Raw genomic sequence first — 21971 nt, 5'->3', positions numbered from 1 at the left:
GCATGAACAGCTCCCCACAAACGTCCCAACCCGTCGTGCCCGACCTGAGCGGGATCGCCCTGGCTCACCGCGCCATGGTCACCGATATCGGTCGGCTGGCCGACCTCACCACCGCGATCGCGCAGCGCCGCCGTCCGTGCAGCGCCAAGCGGGCCCGCACGGTGCACCGCTATGTCGAGCTGATGTGTGAGTCGATCCACCATCACCACTCGATGGAGGATGACGTGCTCTGGCCGATCATCGAATCCTCGGCGGCCGGCCTGGTGGACCTGACCGAGCTCACCGAGGATCACGCCACCCTCGACCCGCGGCTGGACCGGTTGCGGGCCGCCGCGGCCGCGTTCGCCCGCACCGGTGATGCCGAGTTGGCCCGGCCGCTGGCCGCCGGGCTGGCCGATCTGCACCGGCTGCTGCACGCGCATATCGCCGACGAGGAACGCGATCTGTTCCCGGTCATCCGCCGGCATGTGTCGGTGACGGACTGGGAGGCGGTGGAGACGGCAGCCCGCAAGTCCGGTCGGCTGTCCTTCGACGGGCCGCGGATGCTGGCGGTGGCCACCGATACCGAGCGCGCGACGATCGCCGCCGGGGTGCCCGCCCCGCTGATGCTGCTGCTGCGGTACCTGACCCGGCGGCACAACCGGTTCGACCGCGCGGTGTTCGGCTGAGCCCCCGATCCCCCGCCGAGAGTGACGAATTGGCCGGGCCTTCCTGGCACTTTCCCGCCCAAACGTCACTTTGGGCGGGAGAGAGCCTCCGCCTCGGTCGCCAGCCGCTGAGTCAGCTCGGCCGCGGCCCGCCGGTGGGCCGCGGCCTTCTCCACATCACCGTCAGCCTCGGCGACGGCGGCCAGCGCGGCGTCCACCGGCCCGGTCAGCAGGGTGCCGTTGTTCAGGCCGGCGAACCGACCGGAGTACGGCGCCAACTCGGCGGCGGTCGCCCGTGCGGTGTCCAGATCACCGACGGCGACGGCGGCGTGCACCCGCAGGGTGGCCATCGCGACAAAGTAGAAGGACCGCTCCAGCGGCAGGCGCTCGGACCAGATCTCGTGCGCCTCTTGGTCTCTACCGGCCTGCAGCAGGGCCAGCGTGGCACCGTCGGCGATGATCTTGGATACGAACCGGTGCACCGCGACCAGGTCGTCGGCGATCGGCGCCAGGCTGCCGCGGACCAGGCCCGCGGTTACCCGGCCGACGATCCCGATCTGCGCGCCGTTGGCGACCCCGTACTCGGCCAGCCTGGCCGACACGGCCAGATAGCCCTGCTCGCCCTCGTCGACTCGGCCGGCCAGGATGGCCAGTTGCGCACCGAGGGCGTCGAGCACGCCGAGCAGGAAGCCGAGCTGTCCGGTGCCGGCCCGCGCGACCGCCTGATCGGCGTGGGCGGCCGCGGCCGTCAGGTCCGAGCGCCCGGAGGCGTCCAGGAATGCGAACCAGTGCGCCACGGCCTGATAGTCCACGGCATCGAGCGCCTCTGCCACCGAGAGCATCTCCGCGACAACACTTTCCCGCTCATGCTCCAGGTCCGGACCGAGGCAGGCGAACGCGCGGACGTTGAGCGCCGCCAGCAACAGTCGCTGATCATCGAGCTCACGAACAAGCGTCAGCGCCTCGGTACTGGCGGCCAGTGCGGCGTCGTGCTCGACACCCTCCAACTCGGTGAACAGGGTCAGCAGCAGCCGGATTCGGGTTCGCGGTGGCTGTTCGCAATCCAGGACGCGCCGCAGTGGGTCGACGATCGCGGGGTCGGTCAGATCACCGGCCCGCACCCGCCACACCAGCGGGCTGTCCGATGCTGTGAGCGCCCGCACGGCCAACTCGTCGTCGTGGCCCACAGCGATCATGGCGTGGTGCAACTCTTCCCGTGATCTGAGCGCGTCACCGGCCTGGGCCAGCGCCGCGATCAGCCCACAGCGGGCGGGGAAACCCGCGGCCGGTTCCGCACCGGCCAGGTCGAACATCCGCACGGCGGCGCGCCACTGCCGGGTCGCCTCCACCGGCGCGCCGACGGCATCGGCATCGGTGGCTGCCCGCATCGCGAAACCGGCTGCCTCGGCGGCGGTGTCGGCCGTGGCAGCGGCCACGGCGTGATAGGCCAGCGAGGAGGCATCGGCACCCCGGTCGCGCAGCAGCGCCAGCGCCGCGGAGTGCAGTCGGGAGCGCCGCAGCACCGAGGTGTCCTCGTACAGGGTGTCGCGGATCAGGTTGTGCGCAAACCGGATCCGACCGGGTGCCGGCTCGTCGAGCAGACCGGACAGCACGGCGGGTTCCAGCGCGTCGAGCAGTTCCTCGTCATCACTGCGGGCGAGTTCGCCGAGCAGGGTGATGTCGACCTCGCGCCCCAGCACCGCCGCCTGTCGCAGCGCGGTGGCGGTCGGCGGCGGGAGCCGGGCCAACCGGCGGCGCACGACATCGCCCACCCCGGCGGGTATGCGTGCGTGGGCGGCGTCGACGCCCTCGGCGACCATCAGCCGTGCCAGTTCCCGTGCGAACAGCGGGTTTCCGCCGGTGCGCTCGCGCAGCAGCGCCACCGTCTCCCGGGTCACCGCGGGCAGGCCGCAGTCGGTGGCCAGTTCGACCAGCGCCACATCGTCGAGTCCGGTCAGCTGCAGATGCGCTGCGGTGTGGTTGGCCAACGCCGCGCGCGCCTGGCCGAGTTCGGCGCCGGATTCCGAGGGCCGGTAGGTCCCGATGACCAGCACCCGGTGTGTACCGAGCCTGTCGGCGGCCAACCGCAGCAACTCCAGGGTCAGACCGTCGGTGCGGTGCAGGTCGTCGAGCACCACCAGCAGCGGCGCCCGGTCGGCGACGTCGACCAGCACCTCGGCCAGCGCGTGTGCGATCCAGAACGTCCCGGTCTCCCCGGCCGGGGTGCCGTCATGCAGCAACGGGCCCAACGCGGCGGGCAGGTCCCCGCCGATGGCGGCCAGCACCTCGGTCCACGCCCAGCCCGCCGGGGCACCGTCCACCTCGGGGCTGCGCCCGGTTGCCACCGTCCACCCACCGTCGCGCAAGCGGGCCGCGGCGGCGTCGACGAGCGTGGTCTTGCCCGCGCCGGCCTCCCCGCCGATCCAGACGACCCGCAATCCCCCGGACGCCTCGGCGGCCGCCCGGTTGATCGCGGCCAGTTCGGCGCCGCGACCCCACGTCCGCTGCCGCACCGTCGGCTCATGCGGTGCGGGGGCCAGGGCGGGTTCCAGCCGGATCGGCTCCAGATGGTCGGCCTGGTTCAGGATGTCGGTTTCCAGGTCACGCAACGCGCGGCCGGGCTCCAGACCGAGCTCGTCGACCAGGTAACCGGCCGTGCGACGCAGCACCTCCAGGGCCGCGACCTGCCGGCCACTGCGATAGTGCGCGGCGGCCAGTAGGCACGCCGCGGCTTCCCGGGCCGGGTGGTCGCGCACCGTGGGCTCCAGCGCCCGCACCACGGCGGCATCATTGCCCAGCGCGGCCTGCGCGGCGGCATGCGCCTCGACGGTCGCCAACCGCAGCTCCGCGAGCCGGGTGACCTCCGGTGCCGCCCACAGCGCATCGCGCACCTCGACGTAGGGATCACCGGACCAGACGGTGACCAGGCGCTGGAGCCGGGCGGCGCGGTCGACGGCCTGCTCGGCGGCGGTGATGCCGGCCTCCATCGCCCAGGTGTCGACGGCTGCATCGGGCAGCTGCAGGCAGTACCCGGGTGCGGCGCTGACGATCACCCGGGCCGCGGCCCGGCGCTCGCGCCCCGGTTCGAGGACACGGCGCAGATGCGAGATATAGGCCTGCAGCGCAGCCAACGCCTTCGGCGGCGGTTCCCCGGCCCACAGATCCTCGATCAGCCGGTCGACGGAGACCACCTCGCCGTGCGCGAGCACCAACCGCAGCAGCACCGACCGCTGTTTGGGCCCGCCCAGATCCACCGGTTGCCCACCCACCCACGCCCGCAACGGGCCCAGTACGCAGATCCGCACCGGGGAAAGGTCCTGCGACGTCATGGTGTGCCGACCCTATCGGTCCGGCCCCGACCCGACATACTTTGCGGGTGGCGCTCACCGACCGGCGGGAAGTCGCCGCCGTCTTCATCGGCGGCGGCATCGGCACGCTGGCGCGCGCCGGCCTCACGCACCTGCTCGCGGTGCCGCCCGGACACTGGCCGTGGGCCACCTTCACCGTCAACATCGTCGGCGCGGCACTGCTGGGTGTCGTCGCGGCCCGACTCCCGGGCCCGGGCTATCCGCGCGCGCTGCTGGGGACCGGGCTGTGTGGCGGGCTGACCACGTTCTCGACCATGCAGGTCGAGACGGTGCTCATGCTGGAGCACGGGCACTACGGCCTGGCCGCGGGATACGCGGTGGCCAGCGTCGGGCTGGGGTTACTGGCCGCCTACGCCGGGACGAAGGCGGCGCTGCGGATATGACGGTCTGGATCGGCGTCTTCCTCATCGGCGGCCTCGGCGCGGTGTGCCGACTACTGGTGGACCGGGCGGTGCTGACTCAGGTCGGCGGCATCTTCCCGTCGGGCATCCTGGTGGTGAACGTGACCGGGGCGTTTCTGCTCGGCCTGCTGGGCACGCTGGCGCTCAGTCCGCATACGGCCTTGTTGGCGGGCACCGCGTTCGTCGGCGCCTACACCACCTTTTCCACCTGGATGCTGGACACCGTCCGCCTGGCCGAGGAACGCCGTCGGCGCTACGCCGTACTGAACATCGTGGGCAGCGTCGTGCTCGGACTGGGCGCGGTGTGGCTGGGTCAGCTCGTCGGCCGGCTGTGAGTGGCGTGTAGCACGTCAGGTAAGCCTACCCTGAGTAAATTCTCAGGTGTAGGGTCGCCGAACATGGAAATGTCACAGCCCGAAGCGGTCCATCCCCAGCTCCTGGCAATCCTGCGTGAGGACCTCAACGTCGACGTCAGCCGGGTCACCCGCGACTCCAAGCTGATCGACGATGTGGGCATGGATTCGGTGGCGTTCGCGGTGGGCATGGTGGCGATCGAGGACCGACTCGGCGCCGCACTGGACGAGGAAGATCTGCTCAGCTGTGAGACCCTCGGCGACCTGGAGAAGATTGTCCTGGCGAAACTGCCTGCGGACCAGGCGAACTCGTGACCTCAGCGCCATCGGTTCTGGCGCAGGCCTTGTCCCGGTCGATGACCTCGACCGACCGCGCGCTGAGCGTTCTCGACACCGAGACCGGGGCCTGGAACCGTCACCCGTGGGGTGAGATCCATGCCAGGGCCGAGAATGTGGCCGCCCACATCTGCGATGCCGGAACATCGGCCATCGGCCTGGTCGGCGACCCGACCGCCGAGTTCATCTCCGCGATCCCGGGGGCTTTCCTGGCCGGCGCCGGGGTGTCGATCCTGCCCGGCCCGGTACGCGGCGCCGACCCGAAGCGCTGGGCCCGGGTGACGCTGGATCGCTTCGCCGCCATCGGGGTGCGCAAGGTGTTCAGCCACGGCACGCATCTGCGCGAACTCAGCGCCGCCGACAGCCATCTCGGCGTTTACGACATCACCACCATCGCCCACCCACAGCGCTCGCACACCCACATCGGCACCGTCGGAGACGCCGATACCGCGGTGCTGCAGGGCACCGCCGGGTCCACCGGCACACCGCGGACCGCGCAGCTGTCGCCGGAGGCCGTGCTGGCCAACATCCGCGCGCTGATCAACCGCGTCGAGGTCACCGACGCCGACTGCGGGCACTCCTGGCTGCCGCTGTATCACGATATGGGGCTGTCCTTCGTGCTGACGATGGCGCTGTCGGGCGCCGAGCTGTGGCAGGCACCGACGACGGCGTTCTCGGCGCAGCCGTTCGGTTGGCTCAAGTGGCTCACCGAAAGTCGTGCCACGCTCACCGCGGCGCCGAACATGGCCTACAACATCGTCGGCAAGTACTCCAGCCTCATCAGTGATGTCGATTTCTCGGCACTGCGTTACGCGCTCAACGGCGGTGAGCCCGTCGACTGTGACGGCAGCCGCCGCTTCGCCACCGAGATGGCCCGCTTCGGGCTGGACCCCGGTGCGCTGGCGCCGTCCTACGGTTTGGCCGAATCCAATTGCGCCGTTGCCGTTCCCACGCCGGGACAGGGTCTCCAGGTCGACGAGATCCACGTCGTCACCGATGACGGCGGGTATGTGCGCAAGCATGCGGTGCTCGGTGCGGCCATCCCCGGTATGGAGATCCGGATCGCCGCCCACGAGCGCTTCTCCGGGGACGTGTCCGACCGCGAGGTCGGCGAGGTCGAGATCCGCGGCACCTCGATGATGCACGGTTACCTCGGCGAGACACCGGTGCAGGCCGAAAGCTGGTTCCCCACCGGTGATATCGGATATTTCCTGGACGGCGGCCTGGTGATCTGCGGGCGCGCCAAGGAGATCATCACCGTCGCCGGCCGCAATATCTTCCCCACCGAGATCGAGACCGTCGCCGCTCAGGTCGACGGGGTGCGTGCCGGTGCGGTGGTCGCCGTCGGCACCGACGGCCCCGCCAGGCCCGGGCTGGTGATCGCCGCCGAATTCAAGGGCGCCGACGAACCCGCCGCCCGCACCGCCATGGTGGAGCTCATCGCCTCCGAATGTGGCGTCGTGCCTGCCGATGTCGTGTTCATGCGGCCCGGGTCGCTGCCCCGCACCTCGTCGGGCAAGCTGCGCCGACTGGAGGTCAAACGTAATCTGGAAGGCGCCGGACAATGACGCTGCTGAACGAACCTCCTACGACCGCCATTCCGGTGGCCGAGTACGAGCAGTTGCTGGGTCGGGTGTTCGACGACCGCGTCCGCGACTGGACCGCCGAGGCCGAGCGCACCGACAAGTTCCCCCGTGAATTGATCGAATACCTGGGCGCCGAAGGTGTTTTCAGCGCCAAGTGGGGCGATGCCGTGCAACCCGATGTGGCCAAGGTGATCGCGCTGGCCTTGGAGCTGGGCAAGCTCGGCTCGGCCGGCATCGCAGTCGGGGTGAGCCTGCACGATTCGGCGATCGCCTTGCTGCGCCGGTTCGGCCGCTCCGATCATCTGCGGGCCATCACCGAACAGGCCATCCGCGGTGAGACGGTGCTGTGTGTCGGGGCGTCCGAGGAGTCGGGCGGGTCGGATCTGCAGATCGTCGGCACCACGGTGCGTTCCGAGGGCGGCGGTTATCGGGTGCAGGGCATCAAGAAGTTCGTATCGCTGTCCCCCATCGCCGATTACGTGATGGCGGTGGCCCGCAACATCGACAAGGACCCGGACAGCAAGCACGGCAACGTCGTCGTCATCGCGGTGCCGTTGAAGGATCCCGGCGTGCAGGTGCAGCGGCCCTACAACAAGGTCGGCGCCGGCCCACTGGACACCGCCGCGGTGCACATCGACACCTGGGTGCCGGCCGACGCACTGGTGGCCCGAGCCGGCATCGGGTTGGCCGCCATCTCGTGGGGTCTGGCGCACGAGCGGATGTCGGTGGCCGGGCAGATCGCCGGCAGCTGTCAGCGGGTGCTGGGAATCACGTTGGCGCGCATGATGAACCGCAGCCAGTTCGGGCACACGCTGTACGAGCATCAGGCACTGCGGATGCGGATGGCCGATCTGCAGGCCCGTGTCGACCTGCTGCGGCACGCACTGACCGGGATCGCCGCGGGCGGTACCTTGGACCTGCGCACCGCCGCCGCGATGAAAGTGTGCGCGGCACGGCTCGGCGAAGAGGTGGTCTCGGAGTGCATGCACATCTTCGGCGGCACCGGATATCTGGTCGACGAGACCCCGCTGGGCCGCTGGTGGCGGGATATGAAGCTCGCCCGTGTCGGTGGCGGCACCGATGAGGTGCTGTGGGAGTTGGTCGCCGCGGCCATGAAGCCCGACCACGACGGTTATGCCGAGATGATGGGCAACGCCGGCTAGCGGTCCCCTCGCGAACTGGGGGCACCTCCCCCTTGCGAGCAGACGCAAATGGTCGCATTTCCCCAGGGATTTGCGACCATTTGCGTCTGCTCGCCGGAAAAACTTCAGCGCAGCGCCGGGATGTCCTCCGGGGTACGCGGGAACACATACAGCGCCATCTTGCGGTTGGACATCTGATGTTCGCCGAGGAACGTGCACCCCACGTACTCGACGAGCCGGCGCGCGCCGGTGTTGCGGTGATCGGGATCGAACATCACCCGCCGGCACTGCGGCTCCTGGGCGAAGATATCGGCCATCAACTTGGGCAGCATCAACGGCGCGATGCCGCGGTTGACCAATTTGGTGTCGGCGATCGCGGCATGCACACCCAGGTCGTACGGGTGCGCCTCATATCGGGTCGCGATGGAATCCTTTGCGGCCCTGTACACCTCAACATAGCCGATGTCCTCACCCTTGCGGCTGGTGACATACGGACGGGAGAACGTCCCGGCGAGTTGGGCTTTCAGGTACAGCCGCCACCTCTCGGGCGGCCAGTCGTACTCCCACGCCTCGACCAGGTGCGGCATGTTCATCCACTGCGAGATCATCTCGGCGTCGGTGTCGGGGTCGGCCACTCGCACGCCGTAGGGCTCTTTGACGAAAGGTGTCAGCGGAGGGCCGACCCGACGCACGTCGTCGGGAGTGTCGGTCAGCTCGCGCGGCAGGATCGGCAGCGCCTCGTCAGTCTCGATCATTTGATCGCCGAGCCTACCGAAACGGTGGAAGTTGAGGACGGCTACGCCACACATGCGAGGCTGAGATCATGACCCGCGATCACGTCGAGGAACTGCGCCGCTGGGAGGACACCGGCGCGCACTGGCAGGTGGTGGCGCGCCGTCCCGGCGAGCTGACGATCGCACTGTTGCGCTGTGACGGCGGTGAGGAGGTCGACCGGTTCACCTCGAGCGACCCGGCGTTGCTGGCCTACGTCGGAGCCCGGGATGGTTCGGCTTAGAGTCAGGTTGTGCAGATCCCGATCGTCGACGCCGCGCTGAGCCGGCTGGGCCGTGGCCGGGTCCCCGACGAGCACACGAACGAGGAAGCGATCCTCGAGGCCGAGGAGCAGGAGAACGTCGCGGCGTTGGACGCCGAGCTGCCCACCACCGATCCGGCGCTGGCCCTGCAGAAACTGGAGAACCGGCTGGTCCGGCTGCACCTGGGCACCCCCGATGTACTCAGCGACGAGCAGCTGCGCCGGCTGCGCTACCTGCTGAACTTCGCCAAACTGTCCGAGTTCGAGCCGGGCGCCGCCGGCCCGGGCGGCACCCGGGGCCGCGGTGATGTGGCGGTGGCCGACGAGCTCGTCGGCTGGCGCACCCGGGTCGCCAACACCCTGCACGGCCCGCTGCGCGAGGACCGCGACCCGATCCGCGCGCTGCGCGATGCCCGCCACATTCTCGACGCACTGTCCGAGGACCAGGACGAGCAGCGCACACTGCTGGCGCAACGGCATGCCGACCAATTCTCGTTGGCCGAACTCGACGCCGAGGTCGGACACAAGAAGCTGGTGACGGTGCTCGGCGGCGGTGGTGGCGCCGGGTTCGTCTACATCGGCGGCATGCAGCGGCTGCTGGAGGCCGGCCAGGTCCCCGACTACATTATCGGGTCGTCGATCGGCTCGGTGATCGGTGCGGTGATGGCGCGCTCGCTGCCGGTGCCCATCGAGGAGTATGTGGACTGGGCCAAGACGGTCTCCTACCGCGCCATCCTCGGACCCGAACAGCTGCACCGTAGGCATGGCCTGACCGGGATGTTCTCGCTGCGCTTCGACGAGTTCGCCCGTGCGCTGTTCACCCGCGCCGACGGGGAACAGATGCGGATGTCTGATCTCGGCATCCCGTTCGAGGCGGTGATCGCCGGTGTGCGCAGGCAGCCGTTCGCCGCGCTCCCCGCGAAGTTCCGCCATCAGGAGCTTGCCGTGCTGCGGCTGCGCACGCTGCCGTTCCTGCCGATCGGGATGGGCCCCGAGGTCGCCGCGCGGATGTGGCAGGCCGCGGCGTTCATCGACTCCCGCGTGGTGAAGGCGATCGTCGTCGGCGGTGACGAACTGACGAGGGACTTCAACGTCGTTGACGCGGCATCGTTCTCGTCGGCGATCCCCGGGGTGCTGCACCACGAGACCCGTGATCCGCGGATGGTCGGAATCCTTGACGAGGTGCTGTCCACCCACGATGTGGCGGCGATCGTCGACGGTGGCACCGCGAGCAATGTGCCGGTCGAGTTGGCTTGGAAGCGAATTCGCGACGGCAGGCTCGGCAGCCGCAACGCGTGTTATCTGGCCTTCGACTGTTTCCATCCGCAGTGGGATCCACGGCATCTGTGGCTGGCGCCCATCGCGCAGGCCATCCAGCTGCAGATGGTGCGCAATCTGCCCTACTCCGATCACGTCGTCCGGTTCGCGCCGACGCTCTCACCGGTGAACCTGGCACCGTCGGCCGGTTCCATCGACCGGGCCTGCGCATGGGGCCACAAGCGGGTAGACAAGGCTATTCCGGTGACATCGGCACTGCTGCAGCCGATCTGGTGGGAGGACACGCTGCCGTCGAACGGCACGCGGGCCGCGCGAGATACAGCCACCCCGATGAGCACGGTGCTCTCCGAGGTGCAGCGGCCACGCAACCGGCTGCAGCGGTGGCGCAACCGGCACATCACCTAGAGATCGCTGGCGTCGTCCGGGACGTCGACGGCATGTTCGGCCAGCACCTCCAGCGGCACGATGTTGAGGGTGCGTTCATGCGTGCACGCCATCACCACCGGGGCCGCGAAGCCGTCCTGATAGGCCCGCAGCCAGTTGACCGCGGTGACACACCAGCGGTCACCGGGCACCAGGCCGGGAAAGCGGTACTGCGGCATCGGGGTGCTCAGATCGTTGCCGATCGACCGCTGATGTTCCAGGAATTCCGCGGTCACCACGGCGCAGATGGTGTGCATACCGGCGTCCTCGGGGCCGGTCGAGCAGCAGCCGTCGCGGTAGAAGCCGGTCACCGGATCGCTGCCGCACGGCTCCAGTGGGCCGCCCAGCACGTTCAGTTCGGGGTGTTCGGGCATGCCCCCATCATGCTCGTCGGGCTCAGAGCGTGGTGACCGCCACTCCGTTGAGGGCCACACCGATCATCTGATACAGCGACCGCGCCACGTTGGTGTAGGCCGCGGCGATGGTGTTGGAGCGTTGCAGCGTCAGGTTTCTGAAGGTGATGCCGCTGACGGTGGCCCCGTTCTCGGCGATCATGCCGAGGATGCGGCCCGCACCCAGTGGGGTGCCGGTGACGGTGAGACCCTCGAAGGTGACGTTACGGATGCTGGTGCCGGCATTTCCGGCGTACACCAGGACCGCGCCGTGCACGACGGTGGCGCTGGTGTTGGCGTTCGTGACGGTACCGCCGTTGATGCGAACCCCGTCCACCGACCGGGTGTCATAGCTCCACTCGGTGGCGATGTAGACACCGGCCGAGTCGGTATCGCGGACAGTGATGTTGTTGTAGGTGATGTTGGTGCCGCCCACGACGCTGACGCCGCGGCCCCAGGTGGTGCCGTTGACGGTCGGATTGTTGATGACGATGTCGCGGCTGGTGCCGCCGACATCGGGCACATAGGACACCACCGCGATACCGTCGTCACCGGTCCACTCGGTGTACGGGTTGTTGAGGACGCCGTTGTGCGACCCGTTGGTCATGTGGATACCGTCGGCACGCGAGCGGATCACCCGGACATCGGTGAGCTCGAAATACCCTGCGTTGTCGATGTATATCCCGGCGCCGGCCGAGCCCTTGATGGTCACGTCGGTGACGGTGACATGGTCGGCCATGATGACCAGCTTGTGGTGCTGCGGCGCGTAGTAGCGCGGTCCGGTCAGCGCCGCGGACAACGTGATGTCCTTCAAGGTCACACCGTCGGCCAGGATCTGCACCGATGAGGTGTTGTCATTGGTGGCGTGCAGGGTGGCCCCATTGCCGTTGATGGTCACCCCGGCGACCCGGATGGTCAGCACGCCGGAGTGCTGGTAGGTCTGCGGCGCCAGCGTCAGGGTGTCCCCCGGTTTCAGCGCGTCGAACATGCTCTGCAGCAACGACGTACTGTCGCCGGGCACCGTCGTGGTGTTGGGCGCGATCGGCACCGTGACCGTGACCGTGACCGTGGCGGCCCCGACCCGACCGTCATTGGCGGCGACGGTGAAGGTGACGGTGTCGATGCCCGGGGTCTGTGCGGCCGCGTCGCGGGCGGCCTGGGTGGGTGTGAAGGTGTAGCCGCCCCGGGCGTTGATCAGCAGTGTGCCGCCGGTCGGTGCCTTGGTCACGGTGTAGGTGAGCGTGTCCCCATCGGGATCGGTGATATTGAGATCACCGGTGACCGCGCCGTTCTGGGCGTTCGGCGTGCCTACCGTCGGAGCGCCTGCAGTAGGGGCGGTGTTACCGCGGGTCAGGGTCAGCGTGCGCAGTGAGTTGTCGACCATGTCGGTGATGTAGATCTGCGAGCCGTCTGGGCTGAGAGCCAGTCGGTGCGAACCGGTTTCGGCCCGGGAGTCGATGGTGACCGTCTGGATGACCGCACGGGTGGCGGTATCGACGACCGAGACGGTATCGCGGCCGTTGGCGACGTACAGCAGGCTGCCGTCGGGGCTGAGCGCCAGGCCCTGCGGTTTCGCGCCGACGGTGACGGTGCCGGTGACGGCGTGAGTGGCGGTGTCGATGACCGAGACGGTGCCGCTGCCGTAATCGGTGACGTAGACACGTGCGCCGTCGCGGCTGGCGACGAGTTCGGAGGGGTTGGCGCCCACGGTGATCGGGCTGCCGACGACCTTGTTGGTGCCGGTGTCGATGACGGTCACGGTGCCGCCGCTGTTGTTGGCGACATACAGCCGGGAGCCGGCCAGCACGAGCCCGTTGGGCTTACTGCCGACTGCGATGGTCGCGATGACGGTGTTGGTGGCGGTGTTGATCACCGAGACGGTGTTCTTGCCGTTGTTGGCGACGTAGATCCGTGATCCGTCGGCGGAGACGTCGAGACCGTAGATCTGGCCACCATTGGTGGTGATCTTGGTCAGCACCGTGTTGGTCGCGGTGTTGATGACCGAGACCGCATTGCTGCCGCCGATGTACAGGCGGGTGCCGTCCTGGCTCAGCGCGATCGCCTTGGGCTCGTTGACGACCTTGATGGTGCTCGTCGATCCGGTCGCCCGGTCGATGACCGACACCGTGTTGCTGCCGGCGTTGGTGACGTAGATCTTGGTGGCCGACACCAAGACTCCCGCGGGGCTCCACCCCACCCCTTTCGAGCTGGGACCCGACAATGCGGCGGGCAGTACGGGCACCGTGACGGTGACGGTGCTGGACTGCACACCGTCGCTGACGGCCACCGAGAAGGTGTCGAAATCGGCGGTGGGGGTGATACCCGCGGCCAACCGCGCCGCGGCGGACGGGGTGTAGGTGAACTGCCCGGTGGCCGCATCCACGACCAGCGAACCCTGGCCCGGTCCACCGGTGACGCTGTAGGTCAACACCGTTCGGGCCTGCGGCTGGTTCACCGCACCGTTGATCGCGCCGGTCACCACACCGGTCACCTGATCCGGGATTTCTTGGGTGGGTGACGCCGTGGGCGGCGTACCGGTTCCCGAGTCCGACGCGGCGGCCGGCAGCAGCGCCTCCTCTGTCTGGCGACGGGTCCAGGCCAGCAGGGCGAGCGCGGCCGGCGTTTCGACCGGGATATCGCGCGTGGTATCGGCGGACTGGTCGGAGGTGGCGGTCTCGGCGGCCACCGGTGTCATCCCCTGTGCCGGGGCGACGACATCCGGGATGACCGGCGGTTCAGGGGAACTCGGCGCCGGTGCGGTGACGGCGACTTCGGCCGGTGCGGCGGGCTCGCCGGCGGCTGCACGGACGGCCTCGGGTTCCGGGTCGGACTCGACCTTCGGTTCCGGTTTCGGGGTAAGGTCCCGGCAGGTGGTGCACGCGACGGTGGCCCTGCGGTCGCGGTCGGAGCGCTTGCGGACGGTGGCGGGCGTGGGGGTGTCGGCCGGTTCCGGTTCAGCGGCCTCCGGAAGGTCGACGTCCGGTTCGTCGTCGGGTTGGTCGTCGGGTTGGTCGTCGGGTTCGTCCGCAGGTTCGGGATCCGGTTCGCGTTTCGGGTCCGGCGACGACGAGGCCGGCGAATCGGATGGGGATTCGGACGGCGACGAAGACTGGGACGCGGTGGACGTATCCGAGCTGTCGGCGTCGGTGGAGGCCTGGGCGATCGCGGGCACACCGAGGGCCGCGTATCCGATTCCCAGCGACACCGCCAGCACTCCGATACGACCGACGTGCTTTGCATAATCAGTTGCCATGAGCCAGCCCGTCGACATCAGAGGCGAACCTCGTATTTGGTTATTTCATTCGCGATCATGGCCAATTCGCCGTCGAAATGCATGCTAAATCAATGAATTTCACCCAAACGTGCTGGTAATCACGCCATTTGCGAGTGGCGATCACGATTTATTTAGATTCACTTATTGTTTGCTATATCTGCCATTTTTCGCGGAGTTTGCGGCATAACGACGTTCGGCGAAGCCTTAGCTCCGCTTGCCACTTTCCCGCAGACGAAACTTCTTGCGTTCGCAAGGAACTTCGGGGGTTTACAGTGATCGCGTGGTGCTGATGTTCATGGTTCGGGTCATCGACGTGATGGTGCGCGCGGTCCGCCTGATGGCGAGCGGCTCGCCGGCGGGTATCGCCCTGCTCGCGCTGGTGGTCGTGCTGTTCACCGCCGGCGCGTTCTCGGCTGTCGCCCTGGCGGCCTGGCTGCTCGCGAACCTGCAGAACAACCACGGCTGGATGGACGCCGTGCTGCCCTGTGCGTTGGGCGGCAGCTGCTCGCGCTAGACCGGGCCGACCACCCACACGCCGCGGTGCAGAACCCCGGTCACCGCCAGCTGCGTGTCCAGCACCACCAGGTCGGCAGCCGTCCCGGGCATCAGACGGGCATCCGGTAGGCCGAGCGCCCGCGCCGGATTCACCGAGGACTGCGCGACTGCCGCCTGCAGCGCCGCATCCGGCTCCAGCCCGCTGTGCGTGACCGCGAACCGGAACACGTGATCCATGGTCGCCGTGCTGCCGGCGATCGTCTCGGTCCCGGCAACCCGCGCCACCCCGTCGAGCACCTGCACCCCCAGCGGGCCGAGTTCGTAGAAGCCGTCGGACATGCCGGTGGCTGCCATGGCATCGGTGATCAGCGATACCCGTTGCGGCCCCGCACTTTGGGTGATGTGCCGGTAGATCGCCGGGTCGACGTGCACCCCGTCGGTGATCACCTCGACGGTCACCCGCGGATCCTCCAGCAGCGCGATGACCGGACCCGGTTCGCGCCGGTCGATCGGTCGCATGGCGTTGAACAGGTGGGTGCCGACGGTGGCGCCGGCGTCGATGGCCGCGCGGGTCTGCGCATAGGTCGCCTCGGTGTGCCCGACGGCGACCACCACACCGGCCGCGGTCAGTTGCTCGATCGCCTCAAATGCGCCTGCCCGTTCCGGTGCCAGGGTCACCATCCGCACCGCGCCGGCACCGGCGGCCAGCACCGAGTCGATCTCGGCCGGGTCCGGGTCCCGCATCAGCGCGGGTTCGTGCGCACCGCAACGCTGTTCGGACAGCCACGGCCCCTCCAGGTGGATACCGGCCAGCACACCGGCACGCACATCGGCGGCCAGCGCGGACACCTGGCGCAGCAGCTCCTCGGGACCGGCGGTCACCAACGAGGCGACCAGTGTGGTGGTGCCGTGCCTGCGGTGCAGCCCGGCGGCGGTGGCGGTCCGTTCGGTATCGCCCGCGGTGAAGTTCGCACCGGCCCCGCCGTGCAGATGGGTGTCGACGAACCCCGGCACGACGGTCACCGCACCCAGCGCGTGATCCACCGGCCCAGGCGGATCGCCGGCACCGACCGCGCGTACCGAACCTGCCGACACGTCAATCCAGCCGGGCCGCAACAGTTCTGCACCGGTCAGCAGGGTGTCAGCGGTGAGCAGCACTCAGATGCCCTGCCAGTCGGGTTTGGACCGGTAGGTCTCGCGGTAGTACTCGGCCAGTTGCAGCCGGCGGGCGGCGGCCTCGTCGAGCAGCACCGTGACATGTGGATGGTGTTGCAAGATGGTGCCCGGCCACATCGCGCTCACCGCACCCTCGACGAGGTGGTGGACGGCCTCGGCCTTGCTGCGGCCGGTCGCCACCAGGATGACGTGCCGGGCGTCCATGATGGTGCCGAGCCCCTGGGTCAGACAGTGTGTGGGGACGGCGTCGATGTCGTCGTCGAAGAAGCGGGCGTTGTCGGTGCGGGTCTGGGTGGTCAGCGTCTTGATCCGGGTGCGCGAGGCCAGCGACGACCCGGGCTCGTTGAAGCCGATGTGCCCGTCGGTGCCGATCCCGAGGATCTGCAGGTCCACTCCCCCAGCCGCCCTGATGGCCGCCTCGTAGGCGGCACAGGCCGCCGGGATGTCATCGGCCAGCCCGTCGGGTCCCTGCACGGCGCCGTCGGCGAAATCGACCCGGGAGACGAACACCGTGTCGATGACGTTGCGGTAGCGCTCCGGGTGATCGGCGGGGATGCCGACGTACTCGTCGAGGGTGAACCCGCGGACATCGGCGAACGAAAGTTGGCCCGCGGCATACCGAGTCGCCAACTCATCGTAGATCGACAGCGGCGAGGACCCGGTGGCCAGCCCCAGCACGGCGTAGGGTTTGCGCCCCAGCAGCGCCTCGATCGCATCCGCGGCGATGGTGCCGATCGTCGCCGCATCGGGCGCGATGATGACCTCCATCAGCTGCTCGCCGTGAACAGCCCGGCACCGGCGGCCAGGTTCGCGCCCAGCGGCGGGGTCACCGCGATGTTGCCGGGTTCACGCTCGTCCATGATCACCACCGGCACGATCGGGTTGAGCCCCTTGGCCAGAATCGCCGGGACATCGTAGGTGATGATCAGCTGACCGGCGGTGACCTGCGCACCCTGTTCCAGGTGGGTGGTGAAACCCTCGCCGCTCAGCGCGACGGTGTCCAGGCCGAGATGGACCAACACACCGACCTTGTCGGCGGTCAGCACGATATAGGCGTGCGGCATCAGCTTCAGCAGCGTGCCGCTGACCGGTGCGACGGCGTCGATGACCTCGTGCGGCGGGTCGATCGCCGCACCGAAACCCACCATGCCTTGCGAAAACACCGGATCAGGGACATCGCCGAGGGCCACCGCGCGGCCGGGCACCGGAGCAAGAACGGATGTCGTCATGGTTGCACCCTACGAGCGTCGCCGAACACGGTCTTGGCTTCCGGCGTTCTCGTTTAAGCTCCGGTGAATGGGCGGGAAATCGAAAACTCAAAGTAGTCCGCGAATTCCGGGGTTCGCACAGTTGCAGCGGCTCGGCAAGAGCCTGATGCTGCCGATCGCGGTCTTGCCCGCGGCCGGCATCCTGCTGCGGCTGGGCCAACCCGATCTGCTGGGCCGTATCGAGGCCCCGGTCGTCGGGCCGTTCTTCCAGGCCATGAGCGCCGCGGGCGGCGCGTTGTTCGACAATCTGGCGCTGTTGTTCGCCGTCGGTGTGGCCATCGGGTTCGCCAAGAAGGCGGACGGTTCCACGGCTTTGGCGGCCGTCGTGGGCTATCTGGTGATGGACAAGGTCTTCGAGACCATGTCCCCGTTTGTGCTCGACGGGATCCTGGACAAGGCCGGTGAACAGGCGCAGATCAACTACAGCGTGTTCGGCGGCATCGTCATCGGCCTGCTGACGGCATGGTTGTTCGACAAGTACCACACCATCGAGTTGCCCTCGTATCTCGGCTTCTTCGGCGGTCGGCGGTTCGTACCGATCGTGGTGTCGCTGGCCAGCCTGTTCGTCTCGTTCGCGATGAGCTACTTCTATCCGATCTTCGACGCCGGCCTGACCAGCCTCGGTCAGTTCATCGGCGGTGCGGGAGCGATCGGTGCGTTCGTGTACGGGTTCGCCAACCGGATGCTCATCCCGGTCGGTCTGCACCACATCCCGAACTCCTATATCTGGTTCCTGTACGGCGATTACGAGACGCCCGACGGGGTGGTCACCGGTGAGCTCACCCGGTTCGCCGCCGGTGATCCGACGGGCGGGCACCTGACCGCGGGCTTCTACCCGATCCTGATGTTCGGTCTACCGGCCGCCGCGCTGGCGATGATCCACGTGGCCAACAAGAAACAGCGCAAGGTGGCGGTCGGCATCCTGTCGGCGGCGGCGTTGACGGCGTTCCTCACCGGTGTCACCGAACCGCTGGAGTTCGCCTTCATGTTCGTGGCATTCCCGCTGTACGTCATCCACGCGGTGCTGACCGGCCTGTCGCTGGCGATCGCCTACGTGCTCGACATCCACCTCGGGTTCTCGTTCTCCGCCGGCCTGATCGACCTGCTGCTCTACGGCGGCGCCCCGGCGGCCAAGAACATCCCGCTGTTGGTCGGGATGGGCCTGGTCTTCTTCGTCATCTACTACCTGCTGTTCCGGTTCGCGATCACCCGGTGGAACCTGCGCACCCCGGGCCGCGAACCCGAGGAGGAGTTCGAGGCCGAGCAGGCTGCCAATCTGGGCGAGGGCACCGCGTCGACGACCGCGGTGACCGATCGCGCCGAGGCCGGCCGCACCGAACAGGTCATCGCCGCGTTCGGCGGCCGGGAGAACCTCGTCAACGTCGACGCCTGTATCACCCGGCTGCGGATGGAGGTGGCCGATCCGGCCAAGGTCGATCAGGCCCGGCTGAAGTCCCTGGGCGCGGCCGGGGTCATCGAGGTCGGCAACAACGTGCAGGCGGTGTTCGGCACCGAGGCCGAGGCGCTGAAGAACGACATTCTCGGGGTGCTCTAGCGGCAGTAATCGTGTGTCGCGTGCTCCAGTGCGCGGCGGTACACCGGATCCAGGCCGCGGTTGACGGCGGCCTCGTTGACCGATGCCGCGAGTTCGGCCGGGCAGCTCGGGGCGTGCAGATCGTCCCAGCGCTGCGCGATCTCGCTGACCATGGTCTGGTTCAGCTCGTCGATGGTGACGCGGGTGGCGGCCAGGTCGGGTGCGGTGGCCGGGACGGCGGCGGGGTCGAGCTTCCAGAATGCAAAGATGCTGTGCTGCAACGACACCGTCGCATCGATCTGGTCGCGGAACACCTCCCGTACGTATGCTGGGTCGGCGCCCTGGGCCTGCGCGGCGGCCGCGACGGTGTCGAGCACCTGCTGTTCGCGGGCCGGGTCCTCGATCTGGCCGCCGGTCAGATACTTCGACGCGGCGACGGGGTCAGCGGTCTGCAGGCGTTGGGCGGCGGCATCGACGAGCGGCAGCAGCGGGCTGAGCACATCGGCGGTCGCCGTCGGTGCGCAGGCGCACCACGCCAGAGTTAGGGCGACGGCGGCGGCGCGCCTCACCGGGCGCCGCGCACCAGTCGGCCCGGGCGCGCGCCGGTGTCCGCGCCGTCGCGGCGGGTGACGACGCCGTTGACGATGGTCGCGGTGTAGCCGGAGGCGCCCTGGACCAGTCGGTGACCTCCGGCCGGCAGGTCGTAGGCCATCCGGGGTGCGTGCAGGGTCAGCGCGTCGAGGTCGATCACGTTGAGGTCGGCCTTCTTTCCGATGTCGATGACACCGCGGTCGGCCAGCCCGAACAGCTGCGCGGTGTCGTGGGACTGCTTACGGATCACATACTCCAGGGGAAGTCTCGCACCCCGGTGCCGATCACGCGCCCAATGTGTCAGCAGGAAGGTCGGATAGGAGGCGTCACAGATCATGCTGCAGTGTGCGCCGCCGTCGGACAGGCCGAGCACCCCGGCGGGATGGGTCATCATCTCCCGGATGGCGTCGTGGTTGCCCTCGGCGTAGTTGAACATCGGCAGCATCAGCATGGTCGATGCGTCGGCGCCAAGCATCAGGTCGTACATCGCGGCCAACACATCCTGGCCCCGGTCGGCGGCGATGGCGGCCACCGTCTTGTCCTTGGTCGGCTCGTAATCGGGCGGTTCACCCAGGGAGTACAGCCGGTCCGCGGAGTATTGGGCGAGTGCGAACATCCCGTCGAACAACACGTTCGGATCGAGCGGCAGATCATCCTCGGTCAAGATCGCCTGCCGGACAGCGGGTTCGGCGAGTCGGGCGGCCAGTTCCTCGCGACTGCACTGGGTCTTGAGCCGACGATAGGTGGGTCGGTGGGTGAACGCGTGATGCCCCGGGAATCCGAGCAGCATGCCGAACGGGCGGGCGGCGACCTGCGGGTGCAGCCGGCTGCCCGCCTCGTGCGCGGCGGCCGACAGGTCGAGTTGTTCGCGCCACAGCTGCGGGTCGGCGTCGACCTGGATGAGCGCGAAACTCAGTGCGCAGTCGATCTCTTCACCGAGGCGGCGCATCCATTCCAGTTCCTTGCGTGGTGCGACGATATCCTCCCCGGCTGCGCCCTGCGGTGCGAGTTCGAACACCGCGCCGCCGCCGGCCGCGGTGGCCCGCCCGAGCGCGAACAGTTCGTCCTCGGCGGCGAAGGTGCCCGGCACCGGTTCCCCGTCCATGGCGCGGTGGGCCAGTGTGCGTGAGGACGAAAAGCCCAGCGCCCCAGCCTCGATGGCGTCGCGGACGATGCGGGCCATGGTGGCGATGTCCTCGGCGGTGGCGGGTTCGTTGCGGGCGCCCCGCTCCCCCATGGCGTAAGCGCGGACGGTGCCGTGCGCGATCTGGCTACCCATGTCGACGGCGAGTTCACGGCGGCCGATGACGTCGAGGTACTCGGCGTAACTCTCCCAGCCCCAGGTGATGCCCTCGGTCAGGGCCGTGCCGGGAATGTCCTCGACACCCTCCATCAGCTCGATGAGCCACTGCTCCTGGCCGGGGCGCACCGGGGCGAACCCGACACCGCAGTTACCGGCGACGACGGTGGTGACACCGTGACTGCTCGACGGTTCCAGCATGTCGTCCCAACTGACCTGCCCGTCGTAGTGGGTGTGGATGTCCACGAACCCGGGGGCGACGATCTTGCCGGTGGCGTCGATGGTCTCGGCGGCCTCACCGTTCAGCGTCGGATCGCCGGGCCCGCGCCGTCTGACCTCCACGATCTTGCCGTCCTTGACCGCGATGTCGCCGGTGAACCGGTCGGTGCCGGTGCCGTCGACCACCGTCCCGCCGATGATCTTGAGATCGAACATGTCCCGCTCCTTCGGACCCGTTGCCGTCGTGTCTAACAGGTCCACACACCCCGACTAGGCAGATTTCGAAAAGTGTTCACTGATAGGTGCCCCCGGGGTCTGGAACCGAGACGCCCACGAGACGCTCTGACGAGATCGACCTCACGGTCGCGATTACCGACCCACGGCCCAGAATGCGCAACCTTCAGATCGAACTCGGCACGAGATCGACCTGAGGGTCGTGGATTCCACGAGCTCCACACCAAACCGCGACCCCGGTGTCGATCTCGTCAGAGCATCACGAGTCCTATCTGGGCCGGAACCCCGGATGGGTTATCCACGGCCCGGCATCCACGCGCGCACCGAAATGTCGGTGCCCGCGCCCACGATGACCTCATGGCATGGAACACGAGCCGCGAACCCATCGTCGGCAGCGCGGCCCTCACGGCCGTCGCGCTGCTCGAGCCGTTCATGGCGGCAACAGGAATCAGCATGGACAGCATCTGGCAACTGGCCGAGCGGTACCGGGGCACCCGCGCCATCAGCACGGCCGGCGACACGCTGCTGGACGTCGAGCCGCGCGCGACAACGCCGGAACAGACGAGGGTCCGGCTGCTGCTGCATGACAACGGAATTCGCCCCACCCACTTCCAGATTCGCATCTTCGACGGCTGGGATGACAGCGTGGTCGCCATGGGATGGTCCGACCTCAAGGTCGCCGTCGATTGCGACCTGACCGACGCGCAGTGCGCCCACATCATCCGGACGGCGGAGTTCCTTCGGGGCATGGGCTGGCTGTACATCCCGGTGCTGTCGCAGCACACCGACCGCTCGGTATGTCATCGCACCTGGACAGCGGTGATGTCGCGGCTCAGGAGGCGGCCGACCGTGCCTGTGCACTGAGATCCGGCAGCGGACGCGCGCAGATCGTGTCGGGAGACACCCCCCGGTGGCTGCGCG

At 68.5% G+C, this 21971-nt stretch carries 20 protein-coding genes; 11 read left to right on the top strand and 9 right to left on the bottom strand.

Going from position 1 to position 21971, the window contains the following annotated elements:
• The first annotated feature begins 2 nt into the window (after positions 1 to 2).
• On the top strand, positions 3 to 668 hold the full coding sequence (locus ACLBYA_RS11910; protein ID WP_447709604.1) for a hemerythrin domain-containing protein: 666 nt from the start codon (positions 3 to 5) through the stop codon (positions 666 to 668).
• Between the two features lie 65 nt (positions 669 to 733).
• On the opposite strand, the gene ACLBYA_RS11905 is transcribed toward ACLBYA_RS11910, so the two are convergent.
• The gene (locus ACLBYA_RS11905; protein ID WP_447709603.1) at positions 734 to 3976 is read right to left on the bottom strand and encodes a BTAD domain-containing putative transcriptional regulator; all 3243 of its coding nucleotides are present in this window, start codon (positions 3974 to 3976) and stop codon (positions 734 to 736) included.
• Positions 3977 to 4023: 47 nt separating this feature from the next.
• Here ACLBYA_RS11905 and crcB (ACLBYA_RS11900) point away from each other — a divergent pair, with 47 nt between their 5' ends.
• The 5 genes from crcB (ACLBYA_RS11900) to mbtN all read left to right on the top strand — a co-directional run bounded on the left by crcB (ACLBYA_RS11900) (position 4024) and on the right by mbtN (position 7854).
• Positions 4024 to 4398 carry a fluoride efflux transporter CrcB gene (crcB, locus tag ACLBYA_RS11900; protein ID WP_447709602.1) on the top strand — a complete coding sequence of 125 codons (375 nt, stop codon included), beginning with the start codon at positions 4024 to 4026 and terminating at the stop codon, positions 4396 to 4398.
• Entirely contained in the window at positions 4395 to 4751 is a 357-nt protein-coding gene (crcB, locus tag ACLBYA_RS11895) for a fluoride efflux transporter CrcB (RefSeq protein ID WP_447709601.1), read from the top strand. Before crcB (ACLBYA_RS11900) ends, crcB (ACLBYA_RS11895) begins: the two co-directional genes overlap by 4 nt.
• Before the next feature lie 63 nt (positions 4752 to 4814).
• Positions 4815 to 5084, top strand: a complete 270-nt coding sequence (locus ACLBYA_RS11890) for an acyl carrier protein (protein ID WP_447709600.1) — start codon at positions 4815 to 4817, stop codon at positions 5082 to 5084.
• A 17-nt stretch (positions 5085 to 5101) separates the two neighbouring features.
• Positions 5102 to 6673, top strand: coding sequence for a long-chain-fatty acid--ACP ligase MbtM (mbtM, locus tag ACLBYA_RS11885; RefSeq protein ID WP_447709661.1), 1572 nt, complete (start codon positions 5102 to 5104; stop codon positions 6671 to 6673).
• Positions 6670 to 7854 carry a mycobactin biosynthesis acyl-ACP dehydrogenase MbtN gene (gene mbtN, locus ACLBYA_RS11880; protein WP_447709599.1) on the top strand — a complete coding sequence of 395 codons (1185 nt, stop codon included), beginning with the start codon at positions 6670 to 6672 and terminating at the stop codon, positions 7852 to 7854. Before mbtM ends, mbtN begins: the two co-directional genes overlap by 4 nt.
• Before the next feature lie 104 nt (positions 7855 to 7958).
• On the opposite strand, the gene ACLBYA_RS11875 is transcribed toward mbtN, so the two are convergent.
• Positions 7959 to 8588 carry a GNAT family N-acetyltransferase gene (locus tag ACLBYA_RS11875; protein WP_447709598.1) on the bottom strand — a complete coding sequence of 210 codons (630 nt, stop codon included), beginning with the start codon at positions 8586 to 8588 and terminating at the stop codon, positions 7959 to 7961.
• 68 nt (positions 8589 to 8656) lie between these two features.
• Here ACLBYA_RS11875 and ACLBYA_RS11870 point away from each other — a divergent pair, with 68 nt between their 5' ends.
• Positions 8657 to 8848: a hypothetical protein gene (locus ACLBYA_RS11870; protein WP_447709597.1), complete on the top strand. Its 192-nt coding sequence runs from the start codon at positions 8657 to 8659 to the stop codon at positions 8846 to 8848.
• 9 nt (positions 8849 to 8857) lie between these two features.
• Positions 8858 to 10549 (top strand): patatin-like phospholipase family protein, encoded by a 1692-nt coding sequence (locus ACLBYA_RS11865; RefSeq protein ID WP_447709596.1) that lies wholly within the window; start codon positions 8858 to 8860, stop codon positions 10547 to 10549.
• Here ACLBYA_RS11865 and ACLBYA_RS11860 read toward each other — a convergent pair.
• Together ACLBYA_RS11860 and ACLBYA_RS11855 are read right to left on the bottom strand one after the other, a co-directional pair.
• A complete protein-coding gene (locus ACLBYA_RS11860) occupies positions 10546 to 10941 on the bottom strand; it encodes a DUF2237 family protein (protein WP_447709595.1) in 396 nt (131 codons plus the stop codon). The two genes, ACLBYA_RS11865 and ACLBYA_RS11860, sit on opposite strands and share 4 nt — an antisense overlap.
• Positions 10942 to 10963: 22 nt before the next feature.
• Positions 10964 to 14212: a beta-propeller fold lactonase family protein gene (locus tag ACLBYA_RS11855; protein WP_447709594.1), complete on the bottom strand. Its 3249-nt coding sequence runs from the start codon at positions 14210 to 14212 to the stop codon at positions 10964 to 10966.
• Between the two features lie 301 nt (positions 14213 to 14513).
• Here ACLBYA_RS11855 and ACLBYA_RS11850 point away from each other — a divergent pair, with 301 nt between their 5' ends.
• Positions 14514 to 14747, top strand: coding sequence for a hypothetical protein (locus ACLBYA_RS11850; RefSeq protein ID WP_447709593.1), 234 nt, complete (start codon positions 14514 to 14516; stop codon positions 14745 to 14747).
• Here the strand turns inward: ACLBYA_RS11850 and nagA are convergent.
• Genes nagA through ACLBYA_RS11835 form a run of 3 tightly spaced genes read right to left on the bottom strand, consistent with a single transcriptional unit; the run spans position 14744 to position 17133 of the window.
• Positions 14744 to 15886 (bottom strand): N-acetylglucosamine-6-phosphate deacetylase, encoded by a 1143-nt coding sequence (gene nagA / locus ACLBYA_RS11845; RefSeq protein ID WP_447709592.1) that lies wholly within the window; start codon positions 15884 to 15886, stop codon positions 14744 to 14746. The genes ACLBYA_RS11850 and nagA overlap by 4 nt on opposite strands.
• Positions 15887 to 16672, bottom strand: coding sequence for a glucosamine-6-phosphate deaminase (nagB, locus tag ACLBYA_RS11840; protein WP_447709591.1), 786 nt, complete (start codon positions 16670 to 16672; stop codon positions 15887 to 15889).
• The gene (locus tag ACLBYA_RS11835) at positions 16672 to 17133 is read right to left on the bottom strand and encodes a PTS sugar transporter subunit IIA (protein ID WP_447709590.1); all 462 of its coding nucleotides are present in this window, start codon (positions 17131 to 17133) and stop codon (positions 16672 to 16674) included. Before ACLBYA_RS11835 ends, nagB begins: the two co-directional genes overlap by 1 nt.
• 145 nt (positions 17134 to 17278) lie before the next feature.
• On the opposite strand from ACLBYA_RS11835, the gene ACLBYA_RS11830 reads away from it, so the two are divergent.
• The gene (locus ACLBYA_RS11830) at positions 17279 to 18727 is read left to right on the top strand and encodes a PTS transporter subunit EIIC (RefSeq protein ID WP_447709660.1); all 1449 of its coding nucleotides are present in this window, start codon (positions 17279 to 17281) and stop codon (positions 18725 to 18727) included.
• Here ACLBYA_RS11830 and ACLBYA_RS11825 read toward each other — a convergent pair.
• The gene (locus ACLBYA_RS11825) at positions 18724 to 19275 is read right to left on the bottom strand and encodes a chorismate mutase (RefSeq protein WP_447709589.1); all 552 of its coding nucleotides are present in this window, start codon (positions 19273 to 19275) and stop codon (positions 18724 to 18726) included. The genes ACLBYA_RS11830 and ACLBYA_RS11825 overlap by 4 nt on opposite strands.
• Entirely contained in the window at positions 19272 to 21032 is a 1761-nt protein-coding gene (locus tag ACLBYA_RS11820) for an N-acyl-D-amino-acid deacylase family protein (protein ID WP_447709588.1), read from the bottom strand. The genes ACLBYA_RS11825 and ACLBYA_RS11820 overlap by 4 nt, the downstream gene beginning before the upstream one ends.
• 375 nt (positions 21033 to 21407) lie before the next feature.
• Between ACLBYA_RS11820 and ACLBYA_RS11815 the strand changes: the two genes are divergently transcribed.
• Positions 21408 to 21914: a hypothetical protein gene (locus ACLBYA_RS11815; RefSeq protein ID WP_447709587.1), complete on the top strand. Its 507-nt coding sequence runs from the start codon at positions 21408 to 21410 to the stop codon at positions 21912 to 21914.
• Positions 21915 to 21971: the final 57 nt, after the last annotated feature.

It is taken from the genome of Mycobacterium sp. C31M, assembly GCF_053345865.1.
Note: the sequence above shows the minus strand (reverse complement) of the source record. Positions and strands in the feature narration are given on the sequence as shown.

What these genes read in the sequence shown, in the direction of transcription:
- ACLBYA_RS11910 (WP_447709604.1), top strand. Translation starts at nt 3, where the DNA reads ATGAACAGCTCCCCACAAACGTCCCAACCCGTCGTGCCCGACCTGAGC.
- ACLBYA_RS11905 (WP_447709603.1), bottom strand. Translation starts at nt 3,976, where the DNA reads ATGACGTCGCAGGACCTTTCCCCGGTGCGGATCTGCGTACTGGGCCCG.
- crcB (WP_447709601.1), top strand. Translation starts at nt 4,395, where the DNA reads ATGACGGTCTGGATCGGCGTCTTCCTCATCGGCGGCCTCGGCGCGGTG.
- ACLBYA_RS11890 (WP_447709600.1), top strand. Translation starts at nt 4,815, where the DNA reads ATGGAAATGTCACAGCCCGAAGCGGTCCATCCCCAGCTCCTGGCAATC.
- mbtN (WP_447709599.1), top strand. Translation starts at nt 6,670, where the DNA reads ATGACGCTGCTGAACGAACCTCCTACGACCGCCATTCCGGTGGCCGAG.
- ACLBYA_RS11875 (WP_447709598.1), bottom strand. Translation starts at nt 8,588, where the DNA reads ATGATCGAGACTGACGAGGCGCTGCCGATCCTGCCGCGCGAGCTGACC.
- ACLBYA_RS11870 (WP_447709597.1), top strand. Translation starts at nt 8,657, where the DNA reads ATGACCCGCGATCACGTCGAGGAACTGCGCCGCTGGGAGGACACCGGC.
- ACLBYA_RS11860 (WP_447709595.1), bottom strand. Translation starts at nt 10,941, where the DNA reads ATGCCCGAACACCCCGAACTGAACGTGCTGGGCGGCCCACTGGAGCCG.
- ACLBYA_RS11855 (WP_447709594.1), bottom strand. Translation starts at nt 14,212, where the DNA reads ATGGCAACTGATTATGCAAAGCACGTCGGTCGTATCGGAGTGCTGGCG.
- nagB (WP_447709591.1), bottom strand. Translation starts at nt 16,672, where the DNA reads ATGGAGGTCATCATCGCGCCCGATGCGGCGACGATCGGCACCATCGCC.
- ACLBYA_RS11835 (WP_447709590.1), bottom strand. Translation starts at nt 17,133, where the DNA reads ATGACGACATCCGTTCTTGCTCCGGTGCCCGGCCGCGCGGTGGCCCTC.
- ACLBYA_RS11830 (WP_447709660.1), top strand. Translation starts at nt 17,279, where the DNA reads ATGCTGCCGATCGCGGTCTTGCCCGCGGCCGGCATCCTGCTGCGGCTG.
- ACLBYA_RS11820 (WP_447709588.1), bottom strand. Translation starts at nt 21,032, where the DNA reads ATGTTCGATCTCAAGATCATCGGCGGGACGGTGGTCGACGGCACCGGC.
- ACLBYA_RS11815 (WP_447709587.1), top strand. Translation starts at nt 21,408, where the DNA reads ATGGCATGGAACACGAGCCGCGAACCCATCGTCGGCAGCGCGGCCCTC.